Source organism: Algoriphagus hitonicola, from assembly GCF_900113375.1.
Classification (GTDB): Bacteria; Bacteroidota; Bacteroidia; order Cytophagales; family Cyclobacteriaceae; genus Algoriphagus; species Algoriphagus hitonicola.
Window position 1 is genome coordinate 46,742 of sequence record NZ_FOPC01000004.1, and the last position, 26,479, is coordinate 73,220.

Consider the following 26,479-nt stretch of genomic DNA (forward strand, 5'->3'; position numbering starts at 1 on the left):
AAAATCTGGTTAGCTTCCCTTTTGTTAGCTACCTTGATGATTCAAATATACAAGGATTCGATTCTTTTTTGCAAATTATTCAAGATTTAATCTAAATTTTTACATTATAATTAATGAAATCGATTGAATTTTAATTAATCATCAATTTTAAAACCAATTACTTCTGCATAATTGACAAATCATTAATGAAATCCACAGGAATTGGAGTTTCTCAAAAAATGAGCTTTGAAATTTAGCTTTTTTCAAAATTTGGGAGAAAAAGATAGCTATCAATCAATTGGAAATAACATAGCCTTCCCATTTTTCAAGAACTCGGAGAAAATCCTCGGGCAATTCTGAATCAAAAAATAACTTCTCCTGGGTTTTAGGATGAATGAATCCCAATGATTTGGCATGCAAGGCCTGTCTCGGCATAATCTCAAAACAATTTTGAATAAATGATTTATACTTCGAAAACTGAGTTCCTTTCCGGATTTTATCTCCTCCATACATGGCATCGTTAAACAACGGGTGGCCGAGGTATTTCATATGTGCCCGGATCTGATGAGTGCGGCCGGTTTCCAGATTGCACTGAATCAAACTCACATAGCGGAGCCTCTTCAGTACTTTCCAATGAGTGATCGCATGCTTTCCTTGGGAGCCATCCGGAAAGATGTCCATCACTTTTCGGTCTTTAGCGCTTCTCCCTATATGTCCGGTCACCGTACCTTGATCTTCTTCCGGTTCACCCCAAACCAACGCATAATAGGTCCGCTCGATCGTGTGATGAAAAAATTGCGCAGCCAAATGAGTCATGGATTCCTCATTTTTGGCAATGACTAAGAGCCCTGAGGTATCCTTGTCGATGCGGTGTACCAGTCCAGGACGGCCGGCATTTCCTTTCATCTCCGGTAAATGCTCAAAATGATACACCAAGCCATTGACCAATGTCCCAGTCCAGTTGCCATGAGCTGGATGAACGACCATTCCCGGAGGCTTATTGACGACCATCAAATCCGTATCTTCATAAATAATATCCAAAGGAATATTTTCAGCCAACACCTCCGTCTCCCGGGGAGGCATGGTCAGCATAATCTTAATTTCGTCGTTGGGTTTGATTTTATAATTGGACTTAGTCGGCTGTCCATTGACCAGAATAGTCCCCGAATCTATGGATTGCTGAACCCTGTTTCTGGAAGCGTTGGCGATCTTATCGGTGATAAATTTATCGATGCGTGTTGAGGTTTGTCCTTTGTCCACCACCAGTCGATAGTGTTCGTAGAGTTCAACCTCCTCTTCATCAAAATCTTCTTCTCCCATTTTATTCATGCCGTAAAATTAAAAGGATCTGCCTTAACTTTACTACACTTGACCATTTCACATGCTCGTAGCCAATCCCATCATCAATCAGCCCCTCGATCATCCAATTTTGGAAAAAAGCGGAATCGGGCTTTCCATCAAGCGACTTGATTGGGTTCACCCGGAGGTCTCTGGCAATAAATTTTTCAAACTGAAATACAATCTGGAACAGGCTCAAAAGCAGTCAACTATCCCCATTTTGACTTTTGGAGGGGCGTATTCCAATCATATTCAAGCCACTGCAGCTGCCGCAAATTCACTAAATCTCAAATCGATCGGGGTGATTCGGGGTGAAGAAACCCTACCCCTAAATCCCACCTTGGAAGCTGCCCAAAAAAATGGAATGAAATTCCATTATCTGAACCGGTCAGACTATCGAAAGAAAACTTCTCCTGAAATTCTGAAGGACTTCAGAGAGCGATTTGGTGAATATTATCTTATTCCCGAGGGAGGAACCAATAGTTTTGCCATCAAAGGCACAGCTGAGATTTTGGAGCCGGAGGACCATAACTTTGATCTGCTGACGGTATCCATCGGGACTGGAGGAACTTTTGCCGGAATTTTAAACCAAATGAATTCTCAGCAAAAACTTCTCGGATTTTCCGCCTTGAAAGGAGAGTTTATTCATGCCGAAATTCAATTACTCCTTGAAAAATACGATATGATCCCAAAGGGAAAATATGAAATCATCACCGCCTATCATTTTGGAGGCTATGCCAACTATCAGCAGGCCTTGATCGATTTTATTTGGTGGTTTTATGAGCAATTTGGCATTCCGCTGGACCCGATTTACACGGGCAAACATTTTTTTGGAATCTGGGATAAAATTGAAAAGGGTGAATTTCCAAAAGGGACCAAAATATTAAGTATTCATACAGGAGGCCTACAGGGAATCGCCGGTTTTACCGAGAGAACTGGAATTAAGCTCCCACCTCTTTCAGGGTAAAATAATCCTCGGACTCCTGAGGATGAATCTGAAGGACATTTGCCAAAACCAATCGAACAAGCGTTTTACTAGCCAAAAAATACGGAAGCTTTGCCAATCGGGCATATTCTTTCATGGTGATTTTGCCCATTTCCTCCAGGGATTTCATCAAGATTTCTTCTTTTTTCCCGTAGGTAAAGACGGTGTCTTTCGGATCTCTTCCACGCTTCAAAATTTCCCATACTTCCCTACTTGCTTGAACGCTCCGATCGGCCACGCGGACAAATGCTTGTTTCCGCTGCTTTTCCTGAATGTAATGTGGCCTGACTTTACTTTGTGGAATCAAAAATGCTGCGACTCCTTTTTTCTCGGAAAGCTTCACCGAACTAACCTGATACTCCAATAAAGGGGAAATCAAGTCTTTGATGGCTTTTTCCAAGACAAAAACCTCTTCTTCGATAAACCGCTGACCACTGACCGTCCCATCATCGTCCACCCCGACTAGCAAAGTCCCTCCGGCAGTATTTGCCAAGGCCACCAGTTCCCTCACCACCTTTTCCGGAAAGGCAATCTTTTTTTTAAATTCCAATGTAAGACCCTCGCCCTTTGCTGCCAGGGTCTTTATTTCTTGAAGTGTCATTGTTCGGTTAATTTCCCGGGCCTCTTTTCAATTCTTCCAATCGGGCCTTTTGGGCTTGCCACTCATCCCGAAGCCGGGCAGCCTCCATGAAATTCAGCTCTTTGGCGGCCTTTTCCATTTGTTTCTGCGTTTGAGCAATCAGTTTTTCGAGCTTGTCAATGCTCAAATATTGCACCACTGGGTCAGCTGCAAAAGCTGCCTCTCCCGGCATCGGTTCAGCATAGACTTTTGCCTTCTTTTTGGAATCCGCCACTTTGGTTTGTCCCATGATTTTATCACGGGATTTGATTACGGTAGTTGGGGTGATACCATGTTCTTCATTATAGACCATTTGCAAAGCTCTTCGACGTTTGGTTTCGTCGATGGCCATTTGCATGGAATCTGTGATTTTATCCGCATACATGATGACACGCCCTTCTGAATTACGGGCTGCCCGACCGATAGTCTGTACCAAACTCCGCTCATTTCGCAGAAAACCCTCTTTATCCGCATCCAAAATTGCGACCAATGAAACCTCAGGAAGGTCAAGCCCTTCTCTCAATAAGTTTACACCCACTAGCACATCAAATACACCCAGTCGCAATTCCCGAAGAATCTCAACTCGATCCAGCGTTTTGACCTCCGAGTGAATATATCGGGATTTTACACCCGCTCGTTCCAGGTATTTTTGAAGTTCTTCTGCCATTCGCTTGGTCAAGGTAGTCACCAAAACCCGGGCGTCGGTTTGAATCGTCTGATCAATTTCTTCCAAAAGATCGTCAATTTGATTTTGACTCGGTCTCACTTCAATGGTAGGATCCAATAGCCCTGTCGGTCTAATAATCTGCTCTACAACTACTCCCTCTGTCAGCCCCAATTCATAATCGGCCGGAGTTGCAGAAACATAGATTACCTGATTGGTCAAATCTTCAAATTCATCAAATTTCAGCGGCCGATTGTCCAAAGCGGAAGGCAATCGAAAGCCAAAATCCACCAGATTCACCTTACGGGATCGATCTCCACCCCACATCGCCCGAACCTGTGGTACGGTCACATGGCTTTCGTCAATCACCATCAAGAAATCATCCGGAAAATAATCCAGCAAACAGAATGGACGCATTCCAGGCTGACGTCGGTCAAAATATCGGGAATAGTTTTCTACTCCCGAGCAATAACCCAACTCTCGGATCATTTCCAAATCAAATTCCGTTCGCTCCTGAAGCCGCTTGGCTTCCATAAACTTCCCCTCTTTCTCAAAAAAGTTAACCTGAGCCACCATGTCATCTTGGATTTCCTTGATGGCCGTGGTAATGGTATCCCGTCCAGTTACAAAGAGATTTGCAGGAAAAATCGAAATGATCTTTTCGTCATTTAGTTTTTTGCCAGATACAGGATCTATTCGCTGAATGGCTTCAATCTCATCTCCCCAAAAGAAAATCCGATAACCCCAATCGGCATAAGCCACGAAGATATCCACCGTATCACCTTTGACCCGAAATGTCCCGTGAGTCAGATCCTGATGAGTACGTGAATACAAAATATCCACGAGCTTAAACAGCAATTGATTGCGGGGTATCCGATCTCCTTCTTGAAGTTTCACTACATTTTTGGCAAATTCTTCCGGGTTTCCGATACCATAAATACAGGAAACCGATGCCACCACGATCACATCTCTCCTTCCTGTCAACAGGGCTGAAGTGGCACTCAGCCGCAACTTTTCGATTTCCTGATTGATAGAGAGATCCTTCTCGATATAGGTACCCGAACTGGGAATAAAGGCCTCCGGCTGATAATAATCGTAATAGGAGATGAAATATTCGACCGCATTTTCGGGAAAAAACTGCTTAAACTCTCCGTAAAGTTGAGCGGCAAGGGTTTTATTATGGCTCAAGACCAAGGTAGGTTTCTGAACTTGCTGAATGACATTGGCGACCGTGAAGGTCTTACCCGATCCGGTCACTCCCAGCAAAACCTGGGATTCATCTCCAGCATTTATTCCTGAGGTGAGTTGCCGAATCGCCTCCGGTTGGTCTCCTGTAGGTTGATAATCAGATGTCAGTTTAAATTCCATAATATATGCTCCAAGTAACCCAACATCAAAAGGGGTAACAAAAGTTTTAAAGCCGCCGGATCAAGCAGAAGCCAGCTGTTTATACTTCTCAATATTATAATACAAATAATTGGTTCGGAGAATAATCACCAACATCAGTGGAATCAAACTGGGATGAAAGGACTGCCAACCCAAAATCCAAAAAACAACCGCCGCATCCGCCATAATCAAAGCAAACAGCACGTATGGTCGTACCCATTTTTTCAGATTTTTAGAGGCTAATCCGATTGCCAAGAGTAAATGTCCGGGGAAAGCCCAGAGCATATTCCAGTTCCATTTGGTCGCACTGTGATCCGTAGCAAACCACAGCAAACACACCACCAGTCCAAGAAGGCCCAAAAATGAAAATAAGCCGATATCAAAGCCGATAAAAAGGCGTCTGCGCTTGTATCCCAACCACGTAATCAAGGTAAAAGCAATAGCTACCACCCAAAAAATCCAATAGGGATTGATGGCTGGAAGTCCTTCCGCTGGCTTGGGAAATTCGAGGATCACTTGGGTCTCTTTGACCAGAGGCCGCGAAGGTCCGTCTCCTTGGATTTCCGCCCGGGCAAAAGACGCCTCCATATAATCGGGCAAAAACTGCTCTTCTTGTGGAGTAGCATCCCGATCGATCACGGCACCGAGCGCCAAGTCAATTCCCAAATCTGCCCAAGGAATCCGCAGGACATATTCATCGATCAATTCTCTAAAGGTCCGCTCCCTACTTTCTGCTTCCTGATCATTCCAAACCAAATCATCCCCTAAAACCAAATCCATCGCATCCCGGATTCGCGTGGCACAATTGTCAAAGAAGAAATCATAACGATAATATCTACGCTCAGGCAGGTAATTGACCTGAAGAAACTCCACCATATATTGCTGCTGCTCGTAGGAGAGATCCAAGACCTGCTCTCTTACCCCGCGACGCTCGGCATTGTAGGTGGCGATAAAATCCGCATAGTTAGAAACAGAGAGCATATAATCGAGCTTTCCTCCGGCAAATTTTCCGTAAAAATTGGGGGTATTAAAGTTGAAAGTACCGTAGTTAAATACATAATCCGTCCCGTCGGCCCGGTTGAGGACACGGATGGCGCTATGCCCAAAGGCCATATACAGATCCTCCCCAGGATCACAGGTCAATAGGCTGATTCGGTAGATTTGAGCCTGAGCACCGCTCAAGGCCATGATTACCAATGAAATAAACCATAGTGAGATTTTGAATTTAAAATTCATTGTGTTAAATTAATTCTCCTTTTTTAAACTCTTTTACCATGTTTTTCAGGGACAAAACAGTAGTCCATTTGGCACTTTTTAAAAGCCGAATATACAGGATATTGTCGGCAATAGGATTATTATGCCTGCTATACGGTCAAGGATTATCTCAGGAACCAGGCGCCTACAGGACAATTTTAAGTGGAGATTTTCAAACAACCAGTATTTGGGAGCAATACGATGGAACTGTCTGGAACGCTGCGACCGAACCTCCCGACCAAACCAATGACGTTTACATCAATCAGAACCATACGCTTAGTCTTAGTCAGGATGAGGAAGTGAAGAGCCTTTTTATTAATGCTGAGGCAGAAGCCGGGCAAAAATTGAATCTGAATGGATTTAATCTTGACATTTATGGGTCGCTTCAAGCCTTTGAAGGCCCCGCTCCAGGCACTCCAAATCGTGCTTGGAACAGTACCAATTGGATCGGAAATTCACTTACTTCCACTTTGACCTTTCGGGGAGATAGCCGAATCATTATTCCTCGCGATGCTTGGTCTGCTCAATCTGACAACAGTCGTTATTCCGTTGTTTTTGATCCGGGACCTGGCGTGGAGCTGACTATTCAGGAAGCCTTCAAATCTCTTCGATTTACCATCCGCTCGGGCACCCTAATTCAGGAACTTGATACCAGCGTAAACCCCGAAAACTGCCCAACCTTTTCATTTAATACCAATACTTCCCAGTTTGGAGGTGGTCCCTATGGAGACTTGATTATTGAAGACGGAGCAACTCTGATCACGAACTGCAATGAGGAAATCAGTTTCCGCTCCGGTTCAATCAGTGCGGCCAACTTTGACCTACAACAAGGAGGCACTCTGATTTTGGAGGGAGAAAATCCACAAGTCGAAGCGGCCACCGTTCAGTTGAATGGAACGGTAATTCACCGCGGTCCAAATAGCCCTAAAAACTTCCTTTCCAAAAGCTATGCAGATGCCAGCACTCCACAGTCTGTCCGTAATTTGGTATTGGAGGGTAATGAAAATTTAAGCCTTCCAAACAATCTTACCATCTTAGGAAACCTTACCCAATCCGGTACAGGTGAAATAATCGCTCAATTTTCCCATCTCCAATTTCTGGGAGGAAGTGATCAATTAATTGAAAATTCTTCACTTGAAACTCAAGAACTCACTCTAAACAAGCCCAGCGGGGAATTAATTGTGGAGGAGGATCTTCGCGTACTGGAAACTTTAAATATGTTGTCCGGCAGCCTAAATCTCAACGGAAACGAACTTCACCTAAATGAGACAGGCGGAGGCGAACTCAACTATCTTGGCGGAAGCTGGAAAAATGCTTCACTTTATACTTATCATAATATCCCGACTTCGTTCGACGCGGTCAATGGTACTTTTCCGTTTGAAGACACCAAAAATGGTGGAATCAGAAAGGTCCAACTCTTGGGAAATTCTGCTGGTGGAGATTTGAATATTGAATTCACCGAATATGAAGGGGCTGAGTATAACGCAGATTTTGATGACTCAGACGATACTCCAATTTTGTATAGACTGTATTCGTATTTTCAGTTTTCGGGGTTAAATCCCAGTACCAATCCGGTAGAATTACGGATTTCCGCAGATAAATTGATTGTGGATGATGTGGATGATTTGAGGATAGTCGGAACTGGATATGCCGCACCCGGAGATCATTTGGATGGCTTGGATCCAGATGAACTTTGGGCGAGACGGGATTTGACATTTGAAGATCTTGAGGGGGTGAATTTTACGATCGGAAGTTTTAGGACTCTTTCTATTTTGCCTATTACCTGGGTGGATTTTTCCGTCCAAGAATCAAAAGAGGGCGCGCTCTTAGAATGGGAAGTAGCCCAAAACGGGAACAGCGGAATCTATGAAATTTACCATTCCCTATCTTCTGATATTTCATCTGAGAGAAAAATTGCGGAGGTTCCTTCCAATCCCGGTGAGGGTACTTTTAACTATCAGTATTTCGATCCGGCTATCAATCTTCAGCTGGATCATTACTATCGAATCAAATTTATTGAAAAAAACAAGGAAGATAAGTGGAGTTGGGTAATTCGCTTAGAGCCAACTGCCTATTCTAGCGATCAGCAATTCTCTCTTTTTCCAAACCCCTATTCCAACGGAAAGCTGGATGTCTTGATTCCTAAAAACTGGGCCTTAGAGAATATTCAAGTTGAAATTTTAAAATTACCTGGAAAGCAAGTTTACCAGGGAATTTGGGATGAAAACAAAATAGTAAAACAACTTACTCATGGAAGTCCGGGGCTTTACATCATTCAAGTCACGCATCAATCGGAAAGTCAGGTAGTCCGATGGATTCGCCACTAATCACCAAGATCGATAAAATTATCAAAGGCATTCGGGGCTCTAATCCAAATTTTTTATCTTGGAAGCTTAACCCAATCTCAGCCTATGACCCTTGTACTTGTATTGGTTAGCATCATCCTCCTGGTGGTTCTGATCGTTTGGGCCAAACTCAATCCTTTTTTGGCCTTTTTGATTTCCTCCATTACTGCCGGTTTTTTACTGGGATTGCCTGCGGATCAAATCGCCGGTTCGGTCCAAAAAGGCATGGGCGACCTTCTTGGAGACCTGGTCATTGTGATCGTGATGGGGGCCATGCTGGGTAAACTCGTCGCAGAAAGCGGAGCTGCACAGCGGATCGCGGGTTTTTTGATGAAGATATTTGGGGAAAAACGCATCACTTGGGCCATGGCCTTGACCGGATTGATTGTCGGCATTCCATTGTTCTATAATGTAGGTTTTGTTTTATTAGTCCCCTTGGCTTTTACAGTATCCTATCAGTACAGGATTTCGGCCGTTTACGTCGGTATTCCACTCTTGGCAGCACTCTCGGTGACGCATGGATTTTTGCCGCCGCATCCTTCTCCTGCCGCCTTGGTTTCACAGTTTGGTGCCAATATGGGACTGACTTTATTTTATGGATTTTTGGTAACGATTCCGACAGTCATTATCGCTGGTCCGCTTTATGCCAAGCTTTTGAAAAATGTAAAGGCCGATCCCCTAAAAACCTTTCAAGCCGAAATCAAGCCGGAGGAAGAATTACCTGGAATCGGAAACAGCCTTTTCACGGCGCTCTTACCCGTTTTTCTGTTGGTTGGGACTACTGCCTTGAGTTTGCAGGCGGGGGAAAATTTAACTTACGGTCCGCTGGTCAAGTTTATTTCCAATCCGGGAGTGGTGATGATCGTATCGGTACTTTATGCTACGTTTTCGCTCGGTTTATTACGCGGGTTCAAGATGAAAGAACTCATGGATCGCTATACCGATGCGACCAAGGATATCGCAATGATTCTTCTTATCGTGGCTGGAGCAGGCGCGTTAAAGCAGATCTTCACCGATACGGGAGTGAGTCTGACGATAGCCGAAGGATTAAAAACCTGGGATGTTCATCCGCTCGTTTTGGCTTGGACGATTACAGCAATCATCCGAGTCTGTGTGGGTTCGGCAACAGTGGCGGGATTGACCACAGCGGGTATTATTGCTCCTCTTGTCACCACTATGAATGTGGACCCCAATCTCTTGGTATTGGCGATTGGAGCAGGAAGCCTGATGTTTTCCCACTTTAATGATGCCGGTTTTTGGATGTATAAAGAATTTTTTAATGTAAGCATCAAAGACACCATCAAAACCTGGTCGGTAATGGAGACATTGGTGGCAGTGGTTGGCTTGATTGGTGTCTTGATTTTGGATATATTTATCTAAACTGATATTAATTATGGAATCTGCAGAAAGCAACTTTGAAAAACTAGGATTAACCTTACCTCCTGCTCCCAAGCCTTTGGGGGTTTATAAACCTTGTCTGATCGATGGCAAATACCTTTACCTCTCTGGGCATGGAACAGTCAAAGATGATGGAAGTATGATCATCGGACGGATCGGAGAGGATTTGGAAGCTGATGCAGGAAAACTCGCTGCCCGGCAAGTGGGGCTGGCTATGTTGTCCACCATCAAAAAAAACTTGGGATCCCTCAACCGTGTCAAGCGAGTCATCAAGGTAACAGGCATGGTCAATTGCAGTTCAGATTTTGAGCGACATCCTTTTGTGATCAACGGATGCAGTGAATTATTTGCCAAAATATGGGGAGAAGAAAACGGAGTAGGTGTCCGATCTGCAGTGGGAATGGGATCACTTCCTGATAATATTCCAGTCGAAATCGAAGCCATATTTGAGCTTCATGAATAAGCTTAAGGGGATACCAAAGCCTTATACGATTCAAAAATATTGATCACATCCTCCACGTAGCGTACGGCCAAGTGCCCTTTGGCAAATCCACTTCTGACCACAGGATCCCGATAGTATTCGGGATTGGTTTTTTGCTCCAAAAAATAGGCGACTTCATCCCAGCTTTGGGTATTACTTCCGTATTTTAATGCAAGCCTCCAGGCGTCTTCTACATGCCCATGTCCGATATTGTATGAAGAGAGAATAAATTTTATCCGTTCGTTGGTTTCCGGCACCCGCTCCATCCAAAACTTATCCAAATACCGTAGATACCGGACTCCGCCCATAAGCGATTGATCCGGATCATTGGGATTGGTTACCCCAAATCGCTCCAAGGTCACGGGCATCAACTGGAGTAAACCCTGAGCGCCGGCATAGGAAATAGCGGTGGTATCAAAACGGGACTCCTTGTAAACCAAAGAAGCCAACAATCGCCAGTCCCAACCCAACTCCTGTGCACCTTGCTGAATAAGTTCATCATACACCGAAATTCGGTTTCCCGCTAGGGAGGAAAATGGACTCGTGGAGCGGAAATAACTGTTTTTGGAATTCAGAAAATATTTGGCGTAAAGAATAGGGATCAGCTTATTTTTTTCTTGATCCAACCATTTATTTACCGTTCCCAGCAGTTTGGGAGAATTGTCCCGCAGTGCCCAAGAAACATCCTCCGACTCGGTGACCTTCCAAGAGATATTCAACCCATCATAATAGGTGGCATTAGCCTGAGCAATATTTTGATCGGCGATCGTCCATTTGATTTCACCATCCACCACTTGATCGATCAGAGTTTCTTCATGCAAAGGGGATTCAATCACAGTAAAATTAACCTGCAAAGAATCTTTGATTTTGCAAAGTTGGGACTTATAAATCGCTCCCTTTCGGACATAAACCGTATCTGACTCAAGGTCCTGCCAAGATTGGATTTTTGGACTTTGGAGTGAGCCGACTAAAACGGTGCTAATATCTCCTAAAGGCCGAGAAAAGGTGGCCATTTCATCCCGTTCAGGGCTATATTCCAAATTCATGGCGATTAGATCGACCGTCCCATCATTCAAAAAATCAAAGGCCTTGTCAATATCAGAAACCAACACCAAATTAAGCTGAACGCCCAGCTCCTTGGTGAGATCTTGTAAAAGTTCATATTCGTAGCCCATTCTCCGGCCGCGATAGATATAATATCCGGTCGAATTATTGTCCACGGCGGCTCTTAGAATACCGCGCTTTTTAATCCCCTCCAGATCCAAAATGTAGGGATCTTCTTTTCTGACCTTATTCAGTTGCTGCTCCAGAAAGGTGCATTGTACCCCGAACAAAATCAAAATCAAGGTAGAAAATAAAATAACGACTGACTTTCGCATGCACTTGGACAAAGTCCGATGGTTCGAAAGCCTTGATAGTCAAATGGTATGCCAAAGACTAAAATAGCCTCACCTTAAAAAATGCTAAAGAAAAAGGGTTCCCGAAAGAACCCCTTTTTCCTTATTGATTACCGGGGAGATTCAGCTCCTCAAAAGAACTATCGAAGTATAATTTGCCGGAAAGCCGCATCAATTCAATTTCTTGTTCTTTGATGTTGTAAATAGAGGTAATCAGTCTGTTTTCAGCAGTTAGAAGATTCACCTGAGCATCTCTGAATTCGAGGTAGGAAGCAATACCCAATCTAAAACGTTCCAAGGCGATTTCACTACTCTCTTTGGCAACTGCATAATTATCTTTTTCGATTTCTAGCAGCTTTTGATTGTTTTGATAGGTGTTGTAGGCACGGTGAATATCGGATTTTAGCTGGATTTCATACTGATCCACAGCATAGCCTTGGATTCGCTGCTGAACCCGAGCGTTCTGGATTCGACGGTTTAGCGTGAAACCGGAAAACAAATTGATCGAAATATTCCCTCCATAATTCAATCCTTGGCGTTGATTTTGGATCAGGAAACCAGCATCAGAATTGGAGGTATTTTCCACATAATTGGCATTCAGACTTAAGCCCGGAAGTCGTTGTGCCTGCAATTCTTTCAGCTGAAGAAAGGCGACATTTTCCTGACGCTGAGTGACCAGCCACTGCTTGTTTTCGAGGAAAGCATTTTCCTCTAAATCCAATAAGCGAAGCTCCTGTCCCACCGTGATCGTATCATTGACTTCAAAATCCGCCGATGGCTCCAAAGCCATCAATTCATTTAAATTGATCCGTGCAGCCTGAATGATCTGCTCTTGATTTTGAAGCTGACTTAAATCCGTATTGTAATCTACCTCAGCAGTCAAAAAATCACGTTTCCCTGCTCCACCGAGTTCATATTGAGCTTGGGCGATGTCCAACCTGGCTTGACTTAGTTCCAAGGTGTTTTGAAGTACCCGATAGCGCTGAAGCTCCAGTACCAAGCGATAATAGGCTGTCGAAATTGCGGCGACGGTGTTCTCCACCGTAACTTTTGCCTCCAATTGCGAAATTTCCGTCAATTGTCCGAGTCGCTTTAATACTACGACGGCCTCTGGCCGAAAGCCATATATTGCAGCCACTGTAAAGTTTTCCGAGCGGGATCTCGCATCGTCAATCTGTCTGGGCTCAGGGTCATTGACAAATCGCTGCGTAACATCTTCCCTCGAAAAATTTCTAGTATAGGTCGCGTCCAAAATGGGCATCACTGCACCAAGCCCAACTTCTTTTTCTCCTTCACGAAGTTTGACGTTTTCTACTGCGATTTTTACATCAAAATTATTTTCCAAGCCAACCTGAATCGCTCTTTCCAAATTAAGCGACTCGGTTTCTTGGGCAAATAAATTTATACTCAAGCAGCTCAAAAAGAGCAAAATAGCTATTTTCTTCATTATATTCTGGCTAATCTACCTTCTTTGGAAGTGAGATACGTATAAATGGCAGGGATAATAAATAAAGTCAACACCGTTGCGAAAGTCAATCCGCCAATTACCGCAGCCCCCATCGGAACGCGGCTTTCGGCTCCTGCTCCTAGTCCAAGTGCAATCGGCAAAATACCCAAAATCGTAGAAAGGGAAGTCATCAAAATCGGTCGGAAACGAGCCACTGCCGCACCAAAGATCGCCTCATCAATGGACATGCCCTGGGCTTTTCGCTGATTGGCAAATTCGACAATCAGAATCCCGTTTTTAGTCACCAAACCTATCAGCATGATAATACCAATCTGGGAGAAAATATTTAAGGTAAAGTCAAAGATCCATAGTGTAAACAAAGATCCAAACAAGGCCAAAGGTACAGTAAACATAATCGTCAACGGATCCAAGAAGCTCTCAAACTGAGCAGATAGAACCAAATAGATTAAAACCAAAGCAAAGATGAAGGCGAAAATCAAACTGTTGGAAGATTCTCTGAATTCTTTGGAAGGTCCTGACACGTCTGTGGTAAATGACTCATCCAATACTTCGGATGAAATTCGGTCCATTTCTTCCAAGCCATCACCAATAGTGTATCCATCTGCAAGGTTTGCCGAGACGGTAGCCGAGACAAAACGATTAAACCGATACAACTGGGGAGGAGTGGATTTTTCTACCACGGTGACCAAATTATCCAATTGGACAAGTTCACCATTTTCCGCCCGCACGTAAAGCATTCTCAAATTAATCGGCTCATTTCGATCTTCGATCTGCATTTCTCCTACTACCTGATATTGCTTACCATTCATAATGAAATAGGCAAATCGCTGACCGGAATAGGAAAGCTGCAAGGTCCGTGCGATTTCCTGGACAGATACTCCAATATTTCTGGCTTTGTCCCGGTCGATTTCAATCTCCAACTCAGGCTTGGTAAACTTCAAGTTGATATCAGCAAAAATGAATTTATCGCTGGAATTGACCGCTTCCATAAATTCAGGAATCTTCTCTTTGAGCTTTTCCAGAGTTGGCGCCTGAAGGACATATTGGACGGGAAGTCCCCCTCTTCGATCTCCAATAGATTGGGCTTGGGAAGCAAATGCCCGGACAGAGGTGTAGTTTTTTAGTTTTTCATTGACCAAGGAGAAAATTTCCTGCTGGGAGCGAGAACGCTGATCGGCATCCGTCAGGATAAGTCGGTTAAACCCAGAGTTGGTGCTGGCGGTGCCAAAACCTGGGGAAGTCACAGAAATCTGTCCCTCCAATTCTTCCTCGGGAAGTGTTTCCTGAAAATCTTTCACCATTTCGTCAATCACTCGATCCATGTAGCCAAAAGTAGCCCCTTCGGGTCCGGATAGATTAATTCGGATTTCACCGCGATCTTCTACCGGAGCGAGTTCGGTCGGGATCTGATTGAAAAGGAAATAAATTCCAAATCCCATCAAAACCACCAGACCAAAGGCTGTCCATCTTATTTTCATAAAACGACTCAACACCTCGTCGTACTTATCGTTTAGCCAAACAAATACGGGTTCTGACTTTTCGTAAAACCAGTTATGCTTTTCTCTTCGTTTCAAGAATTTTGCGCTGAGCATCGGTGTCATCGTCAAGGCGACGAATGAGGAAATAATCACAGATCCTGCCACCACGATTCCAAACTCTCTAAATAGTCTACCCGTCGTGCCGGTCAAAAATATGACTGGCAAGAATACCGCTGCCAATGCCACCGTAGTAGCAATTACAGCAAAGAAAATCTCTTCAGATCCTTTTTGAGCAGCTTCGAGAGGTTTTTCCCCTTTTTCTATTCGGGCATAAATATTCTCCAAGACGACAATGGCATCATCTACCACCAGTCCGATGGACAGTACGATTCCGAGCAGGGTCAGTACATTGATCGAAAAGTCCATCAAGTACATAATGAAAAACACCCCGATCAGAGAAATCGGAATAGTCAAAACTGGAATAAAGGTCGTTCGCCAGTCTCTCAAAAACAGGAAGATAATCGCTACCACCAGGATGAAGGCCGTTATGATCGTTTCCTGCACTTCAGAAATCGAGCTCCTGATGTATTTGGTAGAGTCAAAACCGATCTCAGTTTCTACATCCGCGGGGAGATCTTTTTTGATGAACTCCAATCGCCGATAAAACTCATCGACAATTTCAATACTATTCGAACCTGGAAGTGGAACCAAAACCACACCAACCATCGGCACACCATCCCGTTTGAGTACGGTGCGCTCGTTTAGCGCAGCGAGTTCGGCCTGTCCAATATCCTGAAATTTGACAATGTTGTTTTGATCCTCTTTAATAATCAGATCATTAAATTCCTGAGGGGAACTCAAGCGGCTTTTAGTTCGCACAGAAAGCTCAATGGTAGCTCCTTCGATTCTTCCCGAAGGCAACTCTACATTTTCAGATTGTACCCGGGATAAGACATCCAAAGGTGTCACTCCATAGGACGCCATTTTGAGCGGGTCCATTCGAAGCCGAATGGCATATTCTTTTTCTCCCCAGATCTGAACTCGGCTGACACCGGGAATTGTCTGCAAACGCTCCTTGAATATATTATTGGCCAAATCAGAGAGGTCTAGCAGGCTTCGCTCATCACTCTTGACATTGAGAAAAACAATAGGCTGAGAATCCGCATCGGCTTTGGATACTTCAGGAGGATCCGCATCGGGAGGAAGATTATTCTGAGCACCGGAAACTTTGTCCCGCACATCATTGGCCGCTGTCTCCAGATTAGCTCCTACGTCAAATTCCACCGTGATACTACTAGCGCCATCATTACTGGTAGAGGTTAATGATTTGATCCCTTGGATCCCATTAATCGCCTCTTCAAGCGGTTCGGTAATTTGCGCTTCGATGACATCGGCATTGGCGCCGACATAGTTTGTCCTTACGTTAATCACTGGAGGATCTACACTTGGAAACTCCCGAACTCCCAAAAGTGAAATCCCAATGGCCCCAAACAGGACGATAACTAGGGACATCACGATGGCCAATACTGGCCTATTAATACTTAAACTTGATAAACTCGCCATCTTAATTGATTTGCGTGTATGATACGGCCATTCCCGGCCTAGCTTGTAAAACCCCTGTGGTCAATACCAAATCCCCCTCCTTTAATCCATCAACGATTTGAACTTGGGTATCTGTACGAGTGCCTATTTCTACTTTTCGCTCCTGCACTTTGTCATCTTCTCCTACGATGTACACTTTATAGCCTTCCAATTCTGGAATAATTGATTCAGAAGGAACCAATAACGCATCTTCTTTTTCTTCCAATACAAAACGGATTCTCACGAACATTCCCGGAAGAAATTTTCCGTCTTTATTAGGACTCAAGGCCCGTAATTTTAGCGTCCGGGTAGCCGCGTCGATTTGCGGTTCGAAAGCATATACCTCTCCCTCCACCTCTTCAGGAGTAGCGTCATTGGAGAAGTAAATTTTTGATCCCACTTCGGCAACGGTTGCGTATCGTTCTGGGATAGAAAACTCGATTTTTATCGGGTCAAGATTTACGATGCTCGCGATAATATCCGTTGGTGCGATAACGCTCCCCTCCGACACTTGTCGCAGACCGAGCACTCCATTAAACGGTGCTCTGATGATTCGCTTGGAAAGCTGCGCCTCGACTAATTTAATATCTGCAAGTGTAGTATTGAATTCATTGAGCACAATGTCATATTCCTCCTGACTGATCGCCTCCCGCTCCAACAATTGTTTTTGACGATTTTCTTGAGATTCAAAAAGCTTTTGGGTGTATTCCAGCCGCTGGAATTGCGCCTGAAGCTCATCGTCGTCAAGGTATAAAATTGGAGTTCCTTTGGTCACATACTGACCTTCTCTGAATGCTATTCTTCGGATCAGGCCTGAAACTTCCGTACGGATATTCACTGACTCATTGGGAATTATGGTTCCGGTCACCGAAAGTTGGTTTCGGAGTGTTTCCTTTTGAAGTTTGACCACATTTACGGGCAAATCTTCTGTTGTCCCTTCGCCTTGACTGCTTTCAGCCTGGCTTGAAGCTTCATTGGATTTTCGCGTATCCAGTCTTGGGTAAAAGAATGCGCCTGCCACCAAGATGGCAATGATGACCAATAGAATGATTTTAGTTTGTTTTTTCATAAAAGAAAAGTGCTGAGACTCAGGATTTACTATGGATAAAAGCCACAGAAAGCTGATTAAACTCCTGGGGCTTTTCGACATTGACTACATGACCACAGCGATCCAGGATTTCAAGGATAGCGTGTCTATGATTCTTTACTATATTTCTTACGGGTTCCAAAAACATCACATCCTGATCACCCATCACATAAAGGGTAGGGATCCCAAGATCTGACTCCTTGAAATACCGCAATAGCGGATTGATATCTTTTGTGAGCTTAAACCAGCGGATAAATTCCTTTTGGCAAAGCTTTTTCGCCTCTCGTACAAAGACGTTTCTGGACTCTGCATGTTGTTTTCTTGGCATGATTACAAAAGCAAACAGCCGATATAACCACATGTAGGGAATCACCTTTTTGAAAGAATTTCCCAAAAATACCAAGACTCTGGACTTGACATTGAGTCGAGTCACAGCTCCGGCCATGACGAGAGATTTGACGCGCTGCGGCTCGAGTTCTGCCAACTGTCTGGCAAGAATAGTCCCTAAGGACACACCCATAAAGTGGGCTGGAGGCATCTTCAAATGATCCAGTACCTCTATGATATCCTGGGTCACGGATTTGAAAGTATATTCCTTTTTATAAATAGCCTGCGGCAAATCCGCTGACTTGCCATGCCCTCTCAAATCAATCAACAGGAGGTTGAAATGCTGCATGAAATCCTTCAGCTGCTTGAACCAAACAGCCGAACTCCCTCCTGCACCATGAATAAACACCACCCACTCTGTGCTTTGCGGATGTTTCAATTCTTTGTAATACAACATGAAGGCTTAACTCCAAGATTGATTTAAAGGTTCTTCGGTACAAACATAAAAAGGTAAAGCCTAAGATTGTCCTAGAAAAGATACTGGAGGCAAATGTAATCGATCAATGGAAAATTAGCGGGATTGTTAATGTATCTTTTTGACAAAATAGAGTGGGCTGACCCCTATAAAAAAAGCTGCCCCGGAAATTCCGGGGCAGTTTTGAAGTTGATTTTTTTGATTGATCTAAGATGGATTAATCAAAGATGTATCGAATACCGATTTGGCCTCTCCATCTAGAAAGGAAGTCAGATACGAAGTAAGGATTTCCGTCATTCAGACCTCTTCCAGTGTATTCATAAACTGGTGTGCGAGTAGATCCATTTACTTGTACTTCGTCCAAGTCTATGACTTGGAAAGCGTTGTTGCTAATACCGTATTGTCTTCCCCACTCTGGGCTGATCAAGTTTCCGATGTTGAACATATCGAAAGTCAATTGCAATCTGTGCTGAACATCATCATTGGTAGTATTCAACAAAAACTCATGCATCAATCTCAAATCTAGCTGGTTGGTCCAAGGAAGTCTAGCTCCGTTTCTTTCAGCGTAATTTCCACGATTTTTGCTCAAATAATCATCGTTTTCGATGTATTCGTTCAAGGCATTCCACTGAGCTTCCTGCTCCGCTGGAGTACCGACAAATTCGATCTCGTTTCTTGAAGCAGGAATGTAGAATAAGTCGTTACCGAATGTTCTATCATTGTTCAAGTCACCATTAACTACATAAGAGAAAGGAATACCAGACTGACCGTTGTAGAAACCGGAGATGCTGGTGGATGATCCATTTTCGTAGTTGAATGTGTAACCGAAGCTGGCGATCAATCGAGATCTCACATCAAAGTCAGCAAATCCAAGTTCGGTGTTATTTGCTCCGTTTACGTTTTCCACAAATCTCCAGTTAGAGAATGCCTGGCTGGAAGTTCCACCGTTTACATCTTTTGACTGACCATAAGTATAAGCTACTGAGACATTAAGTCCACTCTCAAAATTCTTTCTTAACTGAGCAGTCAAGTTGTAGGAACTACCTTTGTTTGTGTTTGTCAAGAAGATGACGTCATTGTAATTCTCGTTAGCAAAATTTCTATTGAAGAATACACGATCATCAGCACCTGATAAGTTTCCGTCCTCTAGTTTGTTTAGGTTACGGTAGTCAATATTATTGAGGTTTTTGGTATAGATAGCCTCAAAAGTACCGATTACACCACCTGGTAAAACTTTATCAATTGCCGCATTGGCTCTAAATACCTGTGGGAAGTTGAAATCAGGATCAGTTACGTTGATTTCAGAAATACCCAAAGGCTTGTTTACATCAGCTGCATCAGGCTGACCTGCTGGATCTGGAGTAAACGTAAATCCATCAGGGTAGTCACCTGCTGATTCAGGATTGCTTCTGAAAAGTGATACTCGACCAAACTCATTACCAGTGTTTGTGTATTGATTAGAAATCCAAACGAAAGGAACTCGGCCGGTAAATACACCAACTCCACCTCTAAGCTGCATAGTCTGGTCACCTTTGGCATCCCAGTTAAATCCAACTCTTGGAGAAATCAATGGTCTTGCACCAGGAACTCGGTCAGTAGCTACACCAAATTCTGCAAAGTCATTGTTGAATTCAGTATTTGCCGTTGGCTGATCATTGAAAGAAGGAATATCCAATCTCAAACCACCGGTTATTTTCAAGTTTTGATTCGCCTGATATTCATCCTGAATATAGAATCCAAGCTGGAAAGCATTGAATTCAGCACCTTGCTGTGGATTTGAAGTTCTAGAATAGGAGTAATCATAGCTTCTTGGAAGTACCTCAGCGTCAGTTCCGACAGATTCAAAATCCTCTAAGCTATAGTAAGAATAGGCTCCGAAGTTTTGACGGATAAAAAGGTTGTACGTAGAGTAAAACTCATTGTGCGTACCAAAAGTATAGGTATGCTTTCCTTTGAAGATAGTCAAGTTGTTGGTAATAGTCAACACATCCTGATCAAGCTGATTCGCTACCGAGAAAGGCTCAGATCCCAAATTGATAGATCGTCCACCAGAAAGTCTAACAGTGACAGCAGGGAAAGGACTTCCCAAAGGATCTCTGTCATCTCTTACAGAAGTATATCCAATTCGAAGTTCATTGGACATATTGTTGTTTAGTCTTGATGTCCACTCCAATACACTGGAATTGGTTTCTGAAGGGAAGAAGATTCCTCTATTGAAGAAGTTCACACTGTTTGGACTTCTAGAAATACTGATTTGCTCAGCATTTACATAAGAATGACGAAGAGTTACTTTGTTCTTATCGTTCACATTCCAGTCCAATCTTGCAAAAATCTTTTCTGAACTTAAGCTTCTGCTGAAAGCTCCAAACTCCCCAGGATCGTATCCAAGACGATTTGCTACGCTTTCTACTCTCTCCAATTCATCTACAGTGATATTTGATCCACCTGCAGGGCTGGTTGGGTCAAACAATACGGGCTGGGAGTTTCTAGTCACTTCGCCATTGGCAAAGAAGAACAATTTGTTCTTAATGATTGGACCACCCAATCTAAAACCTGTCTGATAATCCAAGTAGTCGTCCAACTTGGTTCGAGATTCATTCGGGCTTTTACCTACTAGATCTTGATCATTTCTGAAGTAAAAAACAGATCCTTCAAAGCTGTTTGTACCTGAGCGAGTTACAGCATTGATACCCCCTCCTGTAAAACCTCCAAGTCGGACGTCATAAGGAGCAAGTACGACTTGTACTTCTTCAATCGCATCGAGTGAAATAGGGTTTACACCCGTTTGACCACCGTTTGTTCCGCTGGAAGCAAGACCAAACACGTCATTGTTTACTGTTCCGTCGATAGCAAATTGATTGTATCGGTTATTTTGTCCTGCGAAGGAAATCCCGCTACCGGCAGTAGATGCCTGAGGAGTCAATCGCGTAAAGTCATTCAAACTTCTAGAAATAGAAGGAAGGTTAGAAAGCTCCTTATCTCCGATGTTCGTAGCTGCGCCAGTACGATCAGGATTAAAGGTTGCATTCTCAGCAGCAGTAACGACGATTTCTTCCAAAGTTGAATCAGAATCTCTCATCGCAAAATTGACTGTAGAAGTATTTCCTAAGCTCAACACGATGCCTTCAGAGGTCTGAGATTCATATCCAATAAATGAAGCCACTACTGTGTAAGGACCACCGATTCTCATTCCAGGAATAGAATATCTTCCATCCAAGTTTGTCACCGCGCCATAGCGAGTACCTGACGGCGTATGCGTCGCAACTACGTTTGCTCCCGGAAGGGCAGCACCAGTTTCATCCACTACCGTCCCGTTCATACTGGACGTAGTTACACCCTGTGACATGGCCCAGCCCGTGCTAAGCACGACGAGCATCATTGTCAACAAGTTTCTGAGTAAATTTTGCCTCATAATTTTTGTTTTTGTAAAGTTGGTTTTGAAATAAATTCGATGGCAAAGGTAAGCCACAACAAAGGTTTTTTGGGGTACTCTAGGTTAATTTTCAAGCCGCTAATTTCACAATTTTTAACAGAAACTTAACATTAACCACCCAATAAAATTTCATTCCCCAGCAAAAATCATCTTTCAGGAATAGTTTTAATTTGGTTAAATTTCACTTTTCATAGATTTAATTCCAAAATCATTGAAAAATAGAATTGTGTAAATCTCCGAAAAACAAAATTGTTTTTTGTCGTTTTACATTTAAAAAATCATTGTCTATATAATTATCCCTCCACCCAAATAATCTACGTTTTGAAAAAAAAGAATATTCTCTGGCTTTATTTGTTTCTGTTGGTGACTATGTTGGACATGACTTTTTTAATCGAAGGCTTAAATTCCTATCGATTTTTCTCTAAACCGCTGATCTTATTGAGTTTGATTGGGTATTTTTATCAGATCACTCGGCCGATTTCTTGGACTCTGCTTTCCAAGTCTGTCATGGGGGCTTTGATTTTTTCCTTGATCGGAGATATTCTATTACTTTGGGATCATCTTTTCATTTATGGATTAGGAGCCTTTTTCCTTGCCCATGCCTGCTATATCATCGCTTTTAAAATCGCACAAAAAACTCCCGGTAGAGTTTTGGGAGTCAATTTTGTAAGACTTTTCTTTTTCAATATGCCGATTTATATCTCTGCCGCCTTCGTTTTTTATCTGATCAACCCCAATTTAGGTGTCATGAAATTTCCGGTGATTGCCTATATTATTGTAATCGTAAGTATGGTCACTACCGCAAGAGAGCGCTTCAAAAGATGCAATTCAGAATCCTTTTGGCAGGTATTTATCGGAGCATTGCTCTTTTTTATTTCCGATGGAATCATAGCGATTAGCCGATTTTATCAGGATTTCCCTGAGTCCGGAGTGTTGATCATGGGAACCTATGCTACAGCTCAGCTTTTGATTGTGATGGGAATCCGATCTCATTTAATTAGGCCCCAATAAAAAAGGGGTTGTCTCATAAATCGCTCTAATGTCAGCCTGAGACTGAAATATTCATCCAACATACAAAAAGGAAATGACGGTAATTTTCATTTGAAGTATGATCGTGGTCACACTGAGCGAAGTCGAAGTGCAATGTTTCAAAATACAAGAAGATAGGGCTTCGACTACGCTCAGCCTGACTGCAACCAAAATCCGACATTGGTAGCAGAGTCGAAACTTATTTCTATCGTTTTGGACCACATTTCGATGTCGATACTCTCGTCTCAAGTGCTGAATGCGACAAACTTCACTTTTGAGATAGCCTCTTCTTTTGATTTACTTTTTCAATTGCACTCGAATGGAGAGTTCCTCCAACTGATCATCGGCGATGCTGCTGGGAGAATCAATCATCACATCGCGACCCGAATTATTTTTTGGGAAGGCGATGTAATCCCGAATGGAATCGGAACCGCCAAAAATGGCACATAGACGGTCAAAACCAAAGGCAATCCCTCCGTGCGGTGGCGCTCCGTATTCGAAGGCTTCCATCAAAAACCCGAATTGCTTCTGCGCTTCCTCTTCCGTAAATCCAAGATGCTTAAACATCAACTGCTGCGTAGGCCGATCATGAATTCGAATAGAACCACCACCAATCTCCACTCCGTTGATGACCAAATCGTAAGCATTGGCCCGAACAGCTCCTGGTTTGGTTTCCAAAAGTGGAATATCCTCCCGCTTTGGAGAAGTAAAAGGATGGTGCATGGCATGGAATCGCTCGGTCTCCTCATCCCATTCCAACAATGGGAAATCTACCACCCAAAGTGGCTTAAATACATTCCGATCCCGCAATCCGAGCTCCTCGCCCATCTTCAGGCGGAGTTCAGATAGCTGCTTGCGTACTTTATTTTCTTCTCCACTTAATACCAACATCAAATCTCCCGGGGCTGCGTGAAATGCCTCTGCCCATTGGCTGAGATCTTCCGAAGAATAAAATTTGTCTACGGTAGATTTCAAACTGCCATCGGAATTGTATTTGACATACACGAGTCCTTTGGCACCGATTTGTGGTCGCTTCACCCACTCGGTCAAGGCATCCAGTTGCTTACGGGTATATTCAGCTGCACCTTTGGCGCAGATGCCCACGACCAACTCTGCCGAATCAAAAATTCCAAATCCTTTTCCTTTTGCCAAATCATTCAGCTCGACAAATTTCATATCAAACCGAAGGTCCGGCTTATCATTGCCATAAAACTTCATGGCATCGGCATAGGTCATTCGCTTGACCTCCTCAAGTTCCACTCCTTTGACGGTTTTAAATAGGTGCTTAGTTAGCCCTTCGAAGGTGGATAAAATATCTTCCTGATCCACAAATGACATTTCGCAGTCTATCTGAGTAAATTCCGGCTGACGATCCGCTCGGAGATCTTCATCTCTGAAGCATTTGACAATCTGAAAATACCGGTCAAACCCAGACACCATCAGCAATTGCTTAAAGGTCTGTGGGGATTGAGGAAGGGCATAAAACTCTCCGGGATTTACTCGACTTGGAACGACAAAATCCCGCGCTCCTTCAGGGGTAGATTTGATCAAAACCGGAGTTTCCACTTCGATAAATTGCTCTGCATCCATATATCGGCGCGTCTCCTGCATCATGCGGTGACGGAGTTGGAGCTTTTCGCGAACGACATTTCTCCTCAAGTCCAAGTATCGATATTTCATGCGGAGTTCATCTCCACCGTCCGTTTCATCTTCGATGATAAAAGGAGGAACTTTGGCTGCATTCAAAACTTCAATGGATTCGGCCTTGATTTCAATATGACCAGTCGGGATTTTATCATTTTTCGAGGTTCGTTCGATGACTTTTCCCGAGGCTTGCACGACAAATTCACGACCCAGTTGAGAAGCCTTTTCCAAAAGCTCCTTGTCGGTCGATCCTTCTTCAAAAATCAATTGAGTCACGCCATACCGATCACGCAAATCGACCCAGATCAGGCCTCCTTTATTTCTGACTCGCTGTACCCAGCCGGCCAAGGTTACGTGTTGATTGATATGGTCTAGGCGCAATTCGCCACAAGTATGCGTTCTCAGCATGATTTAATTTGATTTTTTGGGAGGTCAAAGATAAATAAATGGGAGGGAGTTCTCCATGATTCTTTGAAAGATTCATGGAAAATGTCCAGAATCAATGCAAGATTTTGGATCTATTGGCGTTTATTTTACTAAGTCAATAAAAAATTATACAACTCGACCCTATTTTCATTAATCCTGTTAAATCGGTATAAAAATTGAAACAAAGTGGAGTCAATCCGTCTGAAAACTTGCATAAAAGTGAGTTTTTGACTTGATTTAAGGCTTAACAGTAATCACCCTACAAAAACTTAACCCAAGAATGAAAAAGAAATGGATTGGCATGCTTGCTTTAGTTGGAGTAGCTGCCGCAATTTTTCTGTTTCAAAACCGCCCATTTTCTTCAGATAATTCCAAGTTAGAAGCGCTTTCCGAATCGGATAGTATCCCGGAAACCGCCTCCACCGACGCCTTTTTATACGGAATAAATGTCACCGGACTCAATATCGTAGAGGGAACTGTCAATAAAAACCAAACGCTAGCCTCCATTTTAAGCCCCTTCAATGTTCCTTATCAGATTATTGATGCCATTGCCAAAAAATCAAAGGAGGTGTTTGATGTACGGGGGATTGCCACCAATAAAAAATTTACGGTTTTGACCTCAGGTGACAGTGTGCCTGCACGATTTTTTATCTACGAGCCCAATCCTGCCGAATACGTGGTATTTGATTTGGACAGTCTGGAAATCTACAAAGCAGAAAAGCCCGCGGAATACCGAACTCGGGAAGCTGGAGGAGTTATCGAAACATCACTTTATGTAGATATGGTTAAGCAGGGAATCGGCCCGGACTTGATTGACTTGTTTGCGGACCTTTACGGGTGGTCGGTTGACTTTCAGCGCTTGCAAAAAGGAGATAAATTCAAAGTTCAGTTTGAAGAAAAATTGATTGATGGAGAGGTCGTAGGAATCACCGACATCAAATTAGCTTACTTTGAGCACATGGGTGAGCCTTATCATGCGATTCCATTTGAGCAAAATGGAGAGTTAAACTTTTTTGATCAGCATGGCGAAAGTTTGAAAAAAGCTTTTTTGAGAGACCCTTTAAAATATTCCCGTATCAGCTCGCGATATAGTCTTCGCCGCTTTCATCCCGTCCAAAAACGATACAAAGCCCACTTGGGAACTGATTATGCCGCGCCAACTGGCACAGATATTCGATCCGTGGGAGATGGTACGGTGGTCGAGGCTAGATATACCTCTGCCAATGGCAATTATGTTAAAATCAAACATAACGGTACCTACACTACTCAGTACCTTCACATGTCAAAAATCGGAAAAGGAATCAGACCAGGTACTCGCGTTAGACAAGGACAAGTGATCGGTTACGTGGGAAGCACCGGATTGGCAACTGGTCCTCACTTATGCTTCCGCTTTTGGAAAAATGGCAGACAAGAGGACTGGTTAAAAGAAAAAATTCCACCATCCGAACCGATTCTTCCTCAAAACAGAATGGCTTTTGAAGACAAAAAAGCAGAATCACTCAAACTTTTAGCTGCGATTATGATACCGGGAGAAACTCCTGAGCTGGTAGCCCAAAAAGAAGCTATGATTTCGGTCGAATCCAGTGAATAGCGCACAATCCCTATAATATCCTCATTATAAAGAAGCTGAACGTCTTATCAATATTCAGCTTCTTTTTTTATCTTTCCTATTCAACCACCAAATC

General features: G+C 43.3%; 17 protein-coding genes. 6 read left to right on the forward strand and 11 right to left on the reverse strand.

Annotated elements, in window-relative coordinates; translation table 11 throughout:
- Nucleotides 1-273: 273 nt before the first annotated feature.
- Complete coding sequence (locus tag BM043_RS06570) at nt 274-1,308, reverse strand: RluA family pseudouridine synthase (protein WP_092790021.1); 1,035 nt, start codon at nt 1,306-1,308, stop codon at nt 274-276.
- A gap of 52 nt (nt 1,309-1,360) precedes the next feature.
- Between BM043_RS06570 and BM043_RS06575 the strand changes: the two genes are divergently transcribed.
- On the forward strand, nt 1,361-2,284 hold the full coding sequence (locus tag BM043_RS06575; RefSeq protein WP_092790023.1) for a 1-aminocyclopropane-1-carboxylate deaminase/D-cysteine desulfhydrase: 924 nt from the start codon (nt 1,361-1,363) through the stop codon (nt 2,282-2,284).
- Here BM043_RS06575 and BM043_RS06580 read toward each other — a convergent pair.
- The 3 genes from BM043_RS06580 to BM043_RS06590 are packed head-to-tail and all read right to left on the reverse strand — an operon-like array spanning nt 2,259 to nt 6,207.
- Entirely contained in the window at nt 2,259-2,903 is a 645-nt protein-coding gene (locus BM043_RS06580) for an AlbA family DNA-binding domain-containing protein (protein WP_092790025.1), read from the reverse strand. The two genes, BM043_RS06575 and BM043_RS06580, sit on opposite strands and share 26 nt — an antisense overlap.
- A gap of 7 nt (nt 2,904-2,910) precedes the next feature.
- Nucleotides 2,911-4,953, reverse strand: a complete 2,043-nt coding sequence (gene uvrB / locus BM043_RS06585) for an excinuclease ABC subunit UvrB (RefSeq protein ID WP_092790027.1) — start codon at nt 4,951-4,953, stop codon at nt 2,911-2,913.
- A gap of 60 nt (nt 4,954-5,013) precedes the next feature.
- On the reverse strand, nt 5,014-6,207 hold the full coding sequence (locus tag BM043_RS06590) for a lipoprotein N-acyltransferase Lnb domain-containing protein (RefSeq protein ID WP_092790029.1): 1,194 nt from the start codon (nt 6,205-6,207) through the stop codon (nt 5,014-5,016).
- Between the two features lie 38 nt (nt 6,208-6,245).
- Between BM043_RS06590 and BM043_RS06595 the strand changes: the two genes are divergently transcribed.
- From BM043_RS06595 to BM043_RS06605, 3 genes are all read left to right on the forward strand, one after another.
- The gene (locus tag BM043_RS06595; protein WP_092790031.1) at nt 6,246-8,552 is read left to right on the forward strand and encodes a T9SS type A sorting domain-containing protein; all 2,307 of its coding nucleotides are present in this window, start codon (nt 6,246-6,248) and stop codon (nt 8,550-8,552) included.
- Nucleotides 8,553-8,636: 84 nt separating this feature from the next.
- A complete protein-coding gene (locus BM043_RS06600) occupies nt 8,637-9,950 on the forward strand; it encodes a gluconate:H+ symporter (RefSeq protein ID WP_092790033.1) in 1,314 nt (437 codons plus the stop codon).
- A 13-nt stretch (nt 9,951-9,963) separates the two neighbouring features.
- Nucleotides 9,964-10,431, forward strand: a complete 468-nt coding sequence (locus BM043_RS06605; protein ID WP_092790035.1) for a RidA family protein — start codon at nt 9,964-9,966, stop codon at nt 10,429-10,431.
- 2 nt (nt 10,432-10,433) lie between these two features.
- Here BM043_RS06605 and BM043_RS06610 read toward each other — a convergent pair whose 3' ends face one another.
- From BM043_RS06610 to BM043_RS06635, 6 genes are all read right to left on the reverse strand, one after another.
- Nucleotides 10,434-11,828 (reverse strand): MltF family protein, encoded by a 1,395-nt coding sequence (locus BM043_RS06610; protein ID WP_092790037.1) that lies wholly within the window; start codon nt 11,826-11,828, stop codon nt 10,434-10,436.
- Between the two features lie 121 nt (nt 11,829-11,949).
- Nucleotides 11,950-13,293 (reverse strand): TolC family protein, encoded by a 1,344-nt coding sequence (locus tag BM043_RS06615; RefSeq protein WP_092790039.1) that lies wholly within the window; start codon nt 13,291-13,293, stop codon nt 11,950-11,952.
- Complete coding sequence (locus tag BM043_RS06620) at nt 13,293-16,355, reverse strand: efflux RND transporter permease subunit (RefSeq protein WP_092790041.1); 3,063 nt, start codon at nt 16,353-16,355, stop codon at nt 13,293-13,295. Before BM043_RS06620 ends, BM043_RS06615 begins: the two co-directional genes overlap by 1 nt.
- A 1-nt stretch (nt 16,356) precedes the next feature.
- The gene (locus BM043_RS06625) at nt 16,357-17,442 is read right to left on the reverse strand and encodes an efflux RND transporter periplasmic adaptor subunit (RefSeq protein ID WP_092790043.1); all 1,086 of its coding nucleotides are present in this window, start codon (nt 17,440-17,442) and stop codon (nt 16,357-16,359) included.
- 19 nt (nt 17,443-17,461) lie between these two features.
- On the reverse strand, nt 17,462-18,244 hold the full coding sequence (locus BM043_RS06630) for an alpha/beta fold hydrolase (protein WP_092790045.1): 783 nt from the start codon (nt 18,242-18,244) through the stop codon (nt 17,462-17,464).
- A 235-nt stretch (nt 18,245-18,479) separates the two neighbouring features.
- Nucleotides 18,480-21,674, reverse strand: coding sequence for a TonB-dependent receptor (locus BM043_RS06635; RefSeq protein ID WP_092790046.1), 3,195 nt, complete (start codon nt 21,672-21,674; stop codon nt 18,480-18,482).
- A gap of 342 nt (nt 21,675-22,016) precedes the next feature.
- On the opposite strand from BM043_RS06635, the gene BM043_RS06640 reads away from it, so the two are divergent.
- Entirely contained in the window at nt 22,017-22,706 is a 690-nt protein-coding gene (locus BM043_RS06640; protein WP_092790048.1) for a lysoplasmalogenase, read from the forward strand.
- A 315-nt stretch (nt 22,707-23,021) separates the two neighbouring features.
- Here BM043_RS06640 and aspS read toward each other — a convergent pair whose 3' ends face one another.
- The gene (gene aspS, locus BM043_RS06645; RefSeq protein ID WP_092790050.1) at nt 23,022-24,776 is read right to left on the reverse strand and encodes an aspartate--tRNA ligase; all 1,755 of its coding nucleotides are present in this window, start codon (nt 24,774-24,776) and stop codon (nt 23,022-23,024) included.
- 298 nt (nt 24,777-25,074) lie between these two features.
- Between aspS and BM043_RS06650 the strand changes: the two genes are divergently transcribed.
- Nucleotides 25,075-26,385, forward strand: a complete 1,311-nt coding sequence (locus tag BM043_RS06650; protein WP_092790052.1) for a peptidoglycan DD-metalloendopeptidase family protein — start codon at nt 25,075-25,077, stop codon at nt 26,383-26,385.
- The last annotated feature ends 94 nt before the right edge of the window (nt 26,386-26,479 follow it).